The organism is Sphingobacterium sp. UBA5789, from assembly GCF_002418355.1.
In the GTDB taxonomy this organism is placed as follows: Bacteria; Bacteroidota; Bacteroidia; order Sphingobacteriales; family Sphingobacteriaceae; genus Sphingobacterium.
This window is the reverse complement of record NZ_DIDX01000007.1, coordinates 781,517-793,207: the sequence shown is the minus strand read 5'-3', so window position 1 is coordinate 793,207 and position 11,691 is coordinate 781,517. Positions and strand designations below refer to the sequence as shown.

Annotated in this window: 8 protein-coding genes and 1 tRNA gene; 7 read left to right on the top strand and 2 right to left on the bottom strand. The window is 39.2% G+C overall.

Annotated features, from left to right (window positions below; all coding sequences use genetic code 11):
• The first annotated feature begins 92 nt into the window (after positions 1 to 92).
• Positions 93 to 166: transfer RNA gene (locus tag B4B65_RS20865), tRNA-Asn, on the top strand.
• On the opposite strand, the gene B4B65_RS20860 is transcribed toward B4B65_RS20865, so the two are convergent.
• On the bottom strand, positions 132 to 359 hold the full coding sequence (locus tag B4B65_RS20860; protein ID WP_293918547.1) for a hypothetical protein: 228 nt from the start codon (positions 357 to 359) through the stop codon (positions 132 to 134). The two genes, B4B65_RS20865 and B4B65_RS20860, sit on opposite strands and share 35 nt — an antisense overlap.
• 410 nt (positions 360 to 769) lie before the next feature.
• On the opposite strand from B4B65_RS20860, the gene B4B65_RS20855 reads away from it, so the two are divergent.
• The 4 genes from B4B65_RS20855 to B4B65_RS20840 are packed head-to-tail and all read left to right on the top strand — an operon-like array spanning position 770 to position 7,286.
• Positions 770 to 3,946, top strand: a complete 3,177-nt coding sequence (locus tag B4B65_RS20855; RefSeq protein ID WP_293918545.1) for a SusC/RagA family TonB-linked outer membrane protein — start codon at positions 770 to 772, stop codon at positions 3,944 to 3,946.
• An 11-nt stretch (positions 3,947 to 3,957) separates the two neighbouring features.
• On the top strand, positions 3,958 to 5,490 hold the full coding sequence (locus tag B4B65_RS20850) for a RagB/SusD family nutrient uptake outer membrane protein (protein ID WP_293918543.1): 1,533 nt from the start codon (positions 3,958 to 3,960) through the stop codon (positions 5,488 to 5,490).
• An 18-nt stretch (positions 5,491 to 5,508) separates the two neighbouring features.
• Entirely contained in the window at positions 5,509 to 6,207 is a 699-nt protein-coding gene (locus tag B4B65_RS20845) for a hypothetical protein (protein WP_293918541.1), read from the top strand.
• A gap of 8 nt (positions 6,208 to 6,215) precedes the next feature.
• Positions 6,216 to 7,286, top strand: a complete 1,071-nt coding sequence (locus tag B4B65_RS20840) for a DUF5007 domain-containing protein (RefSeq protein WP_293918539.1) — start codon at positions 6,216 to 6,218, stop codon at positions 7,284 to 7,286.
• Between the two features lie 314 nt (positions 7,287 to 7,600).
• On the opposite strand, the gene B4B65_RS20835 is transcribed toward B4B65_RS20840, so the two are convergent.
• On the bottom strand, positions 7,601 to 8,041 hold the full coding sequence (locus B4B65_RS20835) for a hypothetical protein (RefSeq protein ID WP_293918537.1): 441 nt from the start codon (positions 8,039 to 8,041) through the stop codon (positions 7,601 to 7,603).
• A gap of 62 nt (positions 8,042 to 8,103) precedes the next feature.
• On the opposite strand from B4B65_RS20835, the gene B4B65_RS20830 reads away from it, so the two are divergent.
• Together B4B65_RS20830 and B4B65_RS20825 are read left to right on the top strand one after the other, a co-directional pair.
• The gene (locus tag B4B65_RS20830) at positions 8,104 to 8,310 is read left to right on the top strand and encodes a hypothetical protein (protein ID WP_293918535.1); all 207 of its coding nucleotides are present in this window, start codon (positions 8,104 to 8,106) and stop codon (positions 8,308 to 8,310) included.
• Positions 8,311 to 8,539: 229 nt separating this feature from the next.
• Positions 8,540 to 11,680, top strand: a complete 3,141-nt coding sequence (locus tag B4B65_RS20825; protein ID WP_293918533.1) for a SusC/RagA family TonB-linked outer membrane protein — start codon at positions 8,540 to 8,542, stop codon at positions 11,678 to 11,680.
• Positions 11,681 to 11,691: the final 11 nt, after the last annotated feature.

Here is an 11,691-nt window from a genome sequence, read left to right as displayed (position 1 = left end):
TTGATGTATAAAATGAAAAAATATTTGCACGTTTCAGATAAACTTCCGATACTTGCATCACTTTAAAGGGAAGCCAATAAAGTAACGGTCATTCCTGAATAGCTCAGCTGGTTAGAGCATCTGACTGTTAATCAGAGGGTCGCTGGTTCGAGCCCAGCTTCAGGAGCAAATGGAACAAAGCCTTTCAGTGTAAAACTGGAAGGCTTTGTTATTTTCTGTTGTCCCACCCACGATTTGGAAATTGCAGATCGTGTGGGATTCAAAAGTTGTATTCCCTCAGAGTTTCTTTGCTCAGGCCGGGCAGACACATGCATTCCGAAATCTTTTATTGTCTGCTTTCTGTTTGCAGATATACTCACAGATATATTCCTGAATTGGAAGAAGGATTTTTCCAGCTATAGCTTCTCCCGAAGGAGGAAAGTATTCTGATGGCTTATCTCTTTTACTTATCTCCATTTTAAGAGATGATGCATTTGTTTTCATTGTGAAGCTACCACGCTACGAAAAACTATAACCGTTTTATTCCAAAATCCAAATGTTTATTGAAGACTGTCATTAATGGAAATTACAATCTCTTGTAGTATTTAATTTACATAACATTTAAGTGTTAAAAAATGTGAAAATTACGCAAACGTTTGAGTTTGTAAAATCAAACGTTTGCATAGACAAGTATTAGAAAACGCATAATCTGGTAAGCTTTTAAAATGTAGTATAATTACTACCTTGGCTGAAACATGTGGTTTTACATGTGACTAACTAAATCCATATTATGATTATTAAGATTTTCGAACTTCTTAGAAGGTCAGGACCTTTAGTGTTGACTTTGCTATTTTCTGCCTATTTTAATTACAGTGATGCGCAAACTGGCATTTCTGGTAAGGTAACTTCCGGAAATAAGCCCCTGGCAGGAGTGACTGTAAATGTAAAGTCAAACCCAAAAACAGCTTCAGGATCGGATGTGAACGGTCAGTATAACATCAATGCCGGACCATCCGATGTACTTGTTTTTAAGTTAATCGGACATACACCTGTTGAAGTTTCCGTAAACGGAAGAAGCCGCATTGATGTGGTCATGGAAGAAAATTCTGATGAACTCAGCGAGGTTGTGGTAACGGGCTATACAACTATTAACCGTAAGAAGGCAACTGGGTCTATAGCTTCTATTACATCAAAAGATATTGAGAATCTGCCCGCGGCAAGTATTGATATCTTATTGCAAGGAAAGCTTCCGGGTGTCAATGTACAGAATTTTACCGGGCAGCCAGGTGTTAAGACTTCTCTTGTTATCCGTGGAAATACCAAGATTTCAAACTCTACGGAAGGTTTTAATACCGATGATCTGTATAGTAACCCCCTCTATGTTATTGACGGAATACCGGTATCTGATGATGAAGTACGGGCATTTAATACAACCGGAACCAATTATCTGGCGAGTTTAAATCCCAATGATATTGAATCTGTGGACGTTCTGAAAGATGCATCAGCTGCAGCATTATACGGTTCAAGAGCAGCAAATGGTGTAATACTAATCAAGACTAAGAGAGGTTCATCCGGAAAACCACGACTGAGTGTCAATACCTACCACGGATATATTTCAAAGCCAAATAAAGTAGGGACATTAATTGGTGCAGCAGAAAGACGTAAAAAGTTAGACCTGATTTATCAATATGCAAGTGATACGCAACTGCAAAATGGTTTACCGCAGATGTTGACAGACAGCTTGAACCCATCCTTTAACAACAGTAATGACTATCAGAATTTATTTTACCAGTCCGGAAAGGTTCATAATGCAGATATTGCAATTTCCGGGGGAAATGAGAATTTGAATTACCGGGTCAGTGGAGGATATTACGATGAAAAAGGGGTGATACTTAATACTGGACTGAAACGCTATTCCTTTACTTCTAATATTCTATTCAAAATCACTAAGGATCTGGAATTGCTAACCAATTTAAGAGCTTCTACATCCCGCCGGTTTGATGGAAAGGGAAGCACAGACTTTAGTAAAGTAAATAATTACCGCGATATCTTTACCGTTAGTCCTGTAAATATGCCTTCTTCTTTACTTCAACTAACGCAGAAAGATCTTAACAGTATTATTAATCCTTATGAATATCAGCGTGATGATAATGTAGACGTGAGTCTCAATGGTGTTGGAGAATTGCGTTATACTTTCCTCAAAGATTTCCGGATCAGCACACGAAATATTATCAGCTACTCGACTGCTAAAAATGATTTTGCTTCACCGTCAGAAATAAACAGCGACGGTTTAGCTGTTGCGAAATCAAGTTATTCTCAATACAAAAAATACGTATTAACAAATAACCTGATGTGGAACAGAACATTTGAAGAGAAGCACGCATTTAGTGTAAACTTGATTCAAGAATTTGAAACCCGGAGAAATGAGTCTATGTTCCTTCTGGGGCGCGGAATACCAAGTGACAATATTCAGGTGATCAAAGGTGTACAGGGGACTAATCTGCAGGGAAATACTAATTTGTCTACTTATTCCAAACTTTCTTTCTTAGGGGCCTTACATTACGATTATAAGAGCAAGTATCTTTTTGATGCCGTATGGCGTGCAGATGCATCTTCGCGTTTTGGTAAAAATAATAAATGGGGATATTTTCCTTCATTAGCCGCTGGTTGGTTGCTTTCCGAGGAAGAGTTTGTTCAGGATCTGGGTTGGGTGAATGAACTGAAACTGAGAGCCAGCTGGGGACGTACCGGAGACGAAAGTTCTATTACTGATTATGACCGTTACAATGCATACTTAGCGGGTAATGGACGCTATCCCGGATCAGAAGCACCTTCTTATGGTGGAGTAGCATCGGTTATTCCAAACTATAATGGTATTACTAACGATGATATCACGTGGCAGGAATCAAATGAGTGGAATCTCGGATTGGATGCTTATCTGTTGAATAACCGAATCAATCTGAATGTAGATGTGTACAAACGTGAAACCACAGGACAAATGCTACGTATTTTGTTCCCGGAATATACCGGTTATGATAATACATTTACGAATGCAGCCGGTGTCAGAAATACAGGAATAGAGATTAATTTATTAGGAAAGGTCTTTAGCCAGTCCAGCGCTTTTCAATGGAATCCTTCCATCAATATTTCTATAAATAGAAATATGGTTACCCAGCTTCCTAATGGAAACAGAGATTTGTACTACGGGTCTGCTGTATATGTCGTAGGTATGCCATTAAACATGTATTATGGTTATTTGGTAAATGGAGCAATTTCTTCTCAGCAAGATATCATTACCAATCCATACACTGGTGCTGTAGGTTCTACCAAATGGGGGACTTTGAAACCAGGTTATCCGAATTGGGTAGATGTCAATGGTGATTATAAGATTTCTGACAATATTGGTGAAAATGATATGACCTTCTATGGTAATGCCAATCCAAAAGTAACAGGAGGTTTAACCAACTTTTTCAGCTATAAAGACTTTACTCTTCAGGTGTTGACGACTTTTACATTTGGTCGTGATATTATGAACAGGACTTTTGCCCAAAGAATGTCCAATGGCTTTTTCTATGGCAATCCGGAGGACTTCGCCAAAGCTTCTATCGTCGACCTGAATGCGTACGACTTCTGGCAAAGAGAAGGAGATCAGGCAAAATATCCTGCTGCTAATCCTTACATGGGCTTATATGTATGGAGAACCGGACAGTCTATGTTTATGGAACCCGGATGGTATATCCGTATCCGCAATATCAGCTTAGCGTATAATTTCAGACCTGCAAATCACGAGTGGATGCAAAAGCTTAAGTTGAACTCCTTCAGATTATACGGAAATATGGATAATGTCGCTTTATTCCAGAAGTTTTCTGGAATCGATGCAGAGCGTGTAGACGGGCAGGGAAATGATTATGGAGACGGTTATCCGATTCCTAAAAAATTCACTTTAGGCCTTCAGTTTGACTTTTAATAAATATTGCCATGAAAAGACTCTTTAAATTATATAGCACTAAATACACAATCCTTCCTATGCTTGCAGCAGTGGTATCACTTAGCTCCTGTGAAAAGGACTTGGAGAATAAACTTCGTAATGATACCTATGCAGATACCTATTGGAAGAATGAACGAGAGGCCAACAGCGCTTTAGCCGGAACTTATTCCTTGTTTCGTAAAGCACATGTGACCAATCAGGCATTTTTTATCTGGGGAGATGGTCCGATAGGTATTATGACTTCAAAAGAAAGTACCAACTATACGGCTATTTATACCGGGGGTAATTTTGTTACACCGTACCGCGAAGAAGGTGTGCATAACTGGAAGAACTGGTACCGGATCGTAGATGCTGCCAGTGCAGCTATTGAAAATATTCCAAACATACCCGATGATCAGTTTGAGCCCGGCCGTAAAAGCTATCTGTTAGGGGAAGCTTATTTTCTACGTGCACTGGCTTATTTCTATATGACGAGGGTATGGGGAGACCTGCCTTTACAAACCGAGGCTACGACAACAGCCGGACAAGGAGTGTTAAAAGGACGTACTTCTACAGAGGAAATTTTGAAGTTTATAATGACTGATGCCCAAAAAGCCTCTTCATTGTTAACCTGGGAAGGTATAAATACCGAAGGCAGAAGAAGAGCCAGTAAGGCCGCTGCTTTGGCATTGCTGGCGCATACTACTGCATGGGAAAATGATTATGCAAAGACAATTCTTTATACCGATTCAATTATCAACCGTGCGGATTATTTTACGTTGCAAGGCCGCGATGCTATTCGTGACGTATTTAAAGATGCTACAGCACGTGAAAATATTTTTGTTATTACCAATAAAGATGCTGAAAATGAATCCAGTGCTTTTAGTCAGGCATTAGGAACGGATAATAATAACAATTGTTCTGTAGGTTTCCTGACAGTCAGTGCTGATATCATCCGGAATATGCCATATGTAGTGCCTACCTATTTTGGAGAAACACCAAAACTGGATTTACTTTACGAAGTATCCACTAATCCTAACGATATCCGAAGAACTCAGTTTTTCAGATCTACCAATACACCGGATGTTAACTCCCTGATGAAGTATTCAGATGTTGTTTATAAAAATCCGGCATCAAGTTCAGACCCGAGAACAGAAAGTAATATGGTTATCTTTCGTCTGGCAGACATGATCCTGTTAAAAGCGGAGGCACTGGAAGCCACAAGCAGACCGGGGGAGGCTTTGATTGAGATGAATAAAGTCCGGGCACGTGCCGGTGCAAATCCTGTTTCCTCTGCGATAAACCTGAAACGTACCATCCTGCAGGAAAGACAGCGGGAGCTGGTGGGTGAAGGGCAAAGTTACTTTGATATTGTCCGGAATATTCGCATATCAGGAAATTTTGCATTGGTGAGTCTGCTCACTCCATGGTCAATGGACAGAACAAGGTTTGAACAGAAAGGCTACCTTTTCCCGATTCACAACAGCAATATTAATACAAACAGACTGATTACACAGAATCCATATTGGATGGGTCGCTACTAAACGTTAAATAAAGAACTCATGAAAACGAATATTATTCTCATATTATGTATCCTTGGTCTATTTGCGGTGTCTTGTAAGAAAGATCCGGTAATCGACGGAGGCATACATCAGGCTAAGGTCAATATGACGACCTATGACTTTTTGAAATCGCATTCCCGGAATATGTTTGATACCACTATTCTGATTATAGATAAAGCAGGACTTAAAGACCTTGTGAATAGCCGCGGTACTTTTTTTGTGCCTAACGATTATTCTATTGCGGGCTTTCTGGCTCTGAAACAGGCTGAAGTACGCAAGAAAGATGAACGTCTGAATTATACGTTAGATACCTTATTTAAATACTTTACACCACAAATGTTAAAAGATTCTATAGGTATGTATTTTATTCCCGAAAGACAGGTTAACTGGGCGGATCTGGCACAGACCTGGAGTGAATATCAGACTTCTGTATCTAATCTGACCTTATGGGCTAACCTGGAAAGTCTGGATGGATACAACGGAAGCGGTATATTCTCTGAAAAACCTAAGGTAGTCTATCTGAATAAAGTTGTAGGTGAAAAAGACCTTCTTGTCAACGGCCGATATGAAGATCCGACTAAAGATCCTAAAAAACTGGATTTACGTTCAGTCTGTCAGACATCCGGTATAGAAACAACAACAGGAATTGTCCACGTGCTTGCGAATACACATATCTGGACTTTTAAGACAATTAACTAATGACAATCATGAAATCAACAATAAAATTATGGTCTATAGTAGCTACTATTGCTGCTTTAGGCTTCGGAAGCTGTAAAAAGGTGGAAACTGGATATCTGAGTGACAACATTCGGTATGCTTCCAACCCGGTTACAGTAGAGCAGGGTGTGTTTGTTATTACACAAGGGATAATTCCGGATGCTTCCACACCGCCATTTAAAATTACACTGCTGGATATCCGGAATAAAGAAACTGGGAAACGTGAAGAAGCTTTTTACAAAGATTATAATGTCACTGTATGGAAGCAGGCTTATGATCCTAAAACGGATACAACATTAGCCTTAATTACTGCCAAGCAAGGAGTCGAGAAAAAAGCTGCTTTTTCTGTTCTTGAAAAAAGCGGACAATTTCTCTTTACTCAGGCTACGGATAGCGTCCCTGCAGGGGATTATCTGGTCGATATTAAGGTTGAAAATCCGAGAGGCGTGAAAACTTACGAAGGTGTTACGACTATACGTATTAAGCCCGTTCAAGAGTATACCTACGAAAATGTTCCTTACTTCCTGGCATTACCGGCAAACAGTGAGACAGCGATTCGTTTTCCATACGATGACCAGTGGTTCAATGCAGATAAAGGTCAATCGGCTTCTATGACGCTGAAGATTACACGTGTGGCTGATGGCCCGAATCAGATTGTATTGAAAGTATTGGATAAAAATGGAAAAGTATTCCCGGGTAAAGCATTGGAACGCAGACCGAGTGGTAACAGTTTCTTAAACACATTATCGACTTTTGCCTATAAGACTACTGTAACGGATACAGCGGTGCTTTATGATTATGCGCAGGCCAGATTCCCTGATGTGTATTGGGATACGCAATCCAATGGTATAAACTGTTACTACAGGATTTACGAAAAATGGCTGGCATCCGTTGATAAAGTGGATGCGGCTTCCTGGAATCCGCCAAATTCAGTTGATTATCTCACATATACCGATCAACCGGTCAAAATCAACATCCGATTTAATACCAAAATTTATAAGCCCGGTAAATACATTTATGAAATGAAACTTCGGGCCACCCTGAAAGAAGGTGCGAAGTAATTACTAAAGGAAGTAATATACAAAAGGCCATGGCTATTACGCCATGGCCTTTTTCGTCGTAAATGTTTTCTGTCTGATGAGATTTAATTATGCATAGATTTTTAGCTTATTTTATGTGCTAATTATTTTTTGTTGTAGTTGTATAACAACATTAATTGATGAATACTTTAAAAGGTTACTGATATTACTCCTTATAAATCGCAAAAGTATAATGGACAAAGCTTTTCAGTATAAACCTGGAAGACTTTTATGCCTTTATGTAATCCTTCGGTGCTAATTCCTCCTTTCCAGAATCCACAGCTGTAGTAATAAATCTACAAGTGGCTGGTTTTTTTTTCGTTACCTTTTAACTCTTCTATTTGATTTTTGAGGTTTTTAATATCTTCTTGCATTCTTTTATTTTCAAGTGTTAGATATTCCTTAATTTCCTGTAATAAAAGAATTTTGTCCCGTAATACGGTTTCAATAGGACTTTCATTTATATCTGTCAACAGATTTGTTGTAATATGTTGATTTGTATCTGTAATATCTTTTACCATTTTCCCGGTGCCAGTGAGTAGCCAACGAAGACTTATTTCAGGATATTTTGTTGAAATTTCAGCTATAACCTCCGAGGAAGGAGCGGAATTTTTTGAATTACCTCTGTAATTTGAATATTTTTGGTTTAGATTTTCAATGAATTTTTCTTTTCTAATTCCTTTATATTCAGCCACTTTTAGTATTCTTTCTTTTATATTTGTTAAAATTTCATCCATAATATTTCCATAAGTCGAAATTTTGTCTATATATTTGTTCTGTAACAAGAACAGTTTGGACAATGGGTAAAACTAAGAAAAAACAGGACAACTACAATGATGCAGTTATCAATGAGTTACGATTGAAGTATGGTTTTACCAGAAATTATGTGATTATGTCTATTCGGGGGGATCGTGTGGGGACATTTCCAACAAAAATTAAAGACGAGTACCATCAGTTAGATCGTGCTGTCAAAGCGGCTATCCGGAATAAGATAAATAGACTGTGAGTTAATAATGAATGCTCATAAATAATTATTCACGCTGTTGTTATAAAGTGGTAAGAATTTGAATAATACTGAATGTTTGTGTGAACCAATCTCAAGCATTTAATTTAAGAAATATATCTTTTGTCAGTGTTTAGAAAATTCATTTTTTCCACACATTCTTAAGATGTATCACAGCATTTGGCGCTTGTACTGCTAACTTAAATTGTGTCACTAACTAAAATCTATAATTATGATATTCAACATCTTCACACCATTGAGGAGGTATGGGCCAATTGTATTGGCACTTTTCTTTTGCATTCACTCTCATTATAGCGTAGCGCAAACCTTTATCTCAGGAAAAGTAACTTCCGGTCAGAAACCATTAGCAGGGGTGACTGTGAGTATAAAATCTCAGCCTAAAGTGGCTTCCAGTACTGATACAAATGGTGAATTTAAAATCAAAGCAGCTCCTTCTGATGTGCTTGTTTTTAAATTAATCGGTCATACCAGCACTACTGTTCCTGTAAATGGAAAAAGTCATATTGATGTGATCATGACAGAAACCCGGGATGAATTAAGCGAAGTAATTGTGACCGGCTACACTACCATAAACCGTAAGAAGATGACTGGCTCTATGGCTTCGATTACAGCAAAAGATATTGAGAATTTACCTGCGGCCAGTATTGATATCTTACTACAGGGAAAGCTGTCCGGGGTTAATGTACAGAATTTTACCGGACAGCCTGGTGTCAAGACTGCTCTGGTTATCCGCGGGAATACCAAAATTTCAAATTCTAGTGGCGGATTTGATCCGGATGATCTGTATAGCAATCCTCTCTATGTTATTGACGGAATACCGGTATCTGATGATGAAGTTCGTGCATTTAATGCAACCGGAACCAATTATCTGGCGAGTCTGAATCCCAATGATATTGAATCTGTAGACGTACTGAAAGATGCTTCAGCAGCAGCGTTATATGGTTCAAGAGCTGCAAATGGTGTAATACTTATCAAGACCAAGAGGGGTTCATCCGGCAAGCCGAAATTCAGTATCAATACCTATCAGGGTTATGTTTCGAAGCCTGAGAAAGTAGCTACATTAATCGGTGCTGCCGAAAGACGTAAGAAATTAGATCTGATCTATCAGTATTCAAATGATAACCAGCTGCGTAATGGTGCACCACAGATGTTGACGGACAGCCTGAATCCGTCTTTCAATAACAATAACGACTATCAGGATTTGTTTTACCAATCCGGAAAAATTTACAATGCTGATATTGCAATTTCCGGTGGAAATGAAAGTTTCAATTACCGGGTCAGCGGGGGATATTACGATGAGAAAGGAGTGGTGCTCAATACAGGTTTTAAACGTTATTCTTTCACGTCTAATCTCCTCTTCAGAATCAATAAAGATCTGGAATTATTAACTGACCTGAGAGCTTCCACATCCCGCCGGTTGGATGGGAAAGGAAGTACCAGCTACCGCGATATTTTTACCGTTAATCCTGTAAATATGCCCACCTCCTTGTTGCGACTAAATGAAAAAGATATTTCCAGTATTCTCAATCCATATGAATATCAACGGAATGACAATATCGATATGAGTCTCAACGGTGTTGGCGAGTTGCGCTATACTTTTCTCAGAGATTTCCGGATTAGTACACGTAACATTATCAGTTATTCGACAGGCAAAAATGACTTTGCTTCACCGTCTGTATTGAATAATGATGGTTTAGCAGTGGCCAGATCAAGTTACTCTCAGTATAAAAAATACGTACTGACAAACAACGTGATGTGGAACAGAACATTCGAAGACAGTCACGCTTTCAGTGTAAACCTGATTCAGGAATTTGAAACCCGGAGAAATGAAACCATATTTTTGTTTGGTAGAGGCATACCAAGCGACAATATTCAGGTAATCAAAGGAGTTCAGGGTATTAATTTAGAAGGAAGCACGAACTTGTCTACGTATTCCAAGCTGTCTTTCTTAGGTGCTTTTCATTATGATTATAAGAGCAGATATCTGTTTGATGCCGTGTGGCGGGCAGATGCATCTTCCCGTTTTGGTAAAAATAAAAAATGGGGATATTTTCCGTCATTTGCCGCAGGCTGGCTGCTGTCCGAAGAAGAATTTGTACGGGATCTGGGTTGGGTGAATGAGTTGAAAGTGAGAGCCAGCTGGGGACTTACCGGAGACGAAAGTTCCATTTCAGACTATGACCGTTACAATGCGTATCAGGCTGGAAACGGAGTCCCTTCGTATGGTGGAATTATATCTGTAATACCAAATTATAATGGCATTACCAACGATGATATCACCTGGCAGCAATCAGATGCATGGAATCTGGGCTTAGACGCATATTTGTTGAATAACCGTATCAACCTGAATGTAGATGTGTACAGACGAGAAACTACAGGTCAGATGCTGCGCATTCTGATTCCTGGATATACAGGTTACAACAGCACATTTACCAATGCTGCAGGAGTCAGAAATACCGGACTGGAGATCAATTTGCTTGGAAAAATTTTCAGACAGTCCAGTGCTTTTCAATGGAACCCTTCTATTAATATCTCCTTAAACAGAAATATGGTTACTCAGCTTCCCAACGGCAACCGCGATTTATACAACGGAGGTGCTGTATATGTAGTCGGTATGCCATTAAACATGTATTATGGTTATTTAGTAAACGGGGCTATTTCTTCCCAGCAAGATATCATCATTAATCCTTATACCGGGGCTAAAGGATCCACCAAATGGGGTACTTTGAAACCAGGTTATCCGAACTGGGTAGATGTCAACGGTGATTATAAGATTTCGGACAATATTGGTGAAAATGATATGACCTTCTATGGTGATGCCAATCCTAAGGTGACAGGAGGTTTTAATAATTTTTTCAGCTATAAAGACTTTACACTTCAGGTGCTGACGACTTTTACGTTGGGACGGGATATTTTTAACAGCACCTTTGCAAGAAGGATGTCTAACGGCTTTTTCTATGGCAGCCCGGAGGATCTTGCCAGAGCTTCTGTTGTAGATCTGGATGCATATGATTTCTGGCGGAAGGAAGGAGATATTGCCAAATATCCTGCTGCTAATCCTTATATGGGCTTATATGTCTGGAGAACCGGACAATCTATGTTTATGGAACCCGGGTGGTATATCCGTATCCGCAATATTGGCTTAGCATATAATTTCAGACCGGCACATCATGAGTGGATGCAGAGGCTTAAGATCAACTCTTTCAGGGTGTTCGGGAATATGGATAATGTCGCTTTATTTCAGAAATTCTCGGGGATAGATGCAGAGCGTGTAGACGGACAGGGAAACGATTACGGAGACGGCTATCCGATACCTAAAAAATATACTATAGGCCTTCAGTTTAATTTTTAATAAATAATGCC

Bases quoted from the DNA above. Each gene is read 5' to 3' on its own strand.
- B4B65_RS20855 (WP_293918545.1), top strand. From the start codon at position 770: ATGATTATTAAGATTTTCGAACTTCTTAGAAGGTCAGGACCTTTAGTG.
- B4B65_RS20850 (WP_293918543.1), top strand. From the start codon at position 3,958: ATGAAAAGACTCTTTAAATTATATAGCACTAAATACACAATCCTTCCT.
- B4B65_RS20845 (WP_293918541.1), top strand. From the start codon at position 5,509: ATGAAAACGAATATTATTCTCATATTATGTATCCTTGGTCTATTTGCG.
- B4B65_RS20840 (WP_293918539.1), top strand. From the start codon at position 6,216: ATGAAATCAACAATAAAATTATGGTCTATAGTAGCTACTATTGCTGCT.
- B4B65_RS20835 (WP_293918537.1), bottom strand. From the start codon at position 8,041: ATGGATGAAATTTTAACAAATATAAAAGAAAGAATACTAAAAGTGGCT.
- B4B65_RS20830 (WP_293918535.1), top strand. From the start codon at position 8,104: ATGGGTAAAACTAAGAAAAAACAGGACAACTACAATGATGCAGTTATC.
- B4B65_RS20825 (WP_293918533.1), top strand. From the start codon at position 8,540: ATGATATTCAACATCTTCACACCATTGAGGAGGTATGGGCCAATTGTA.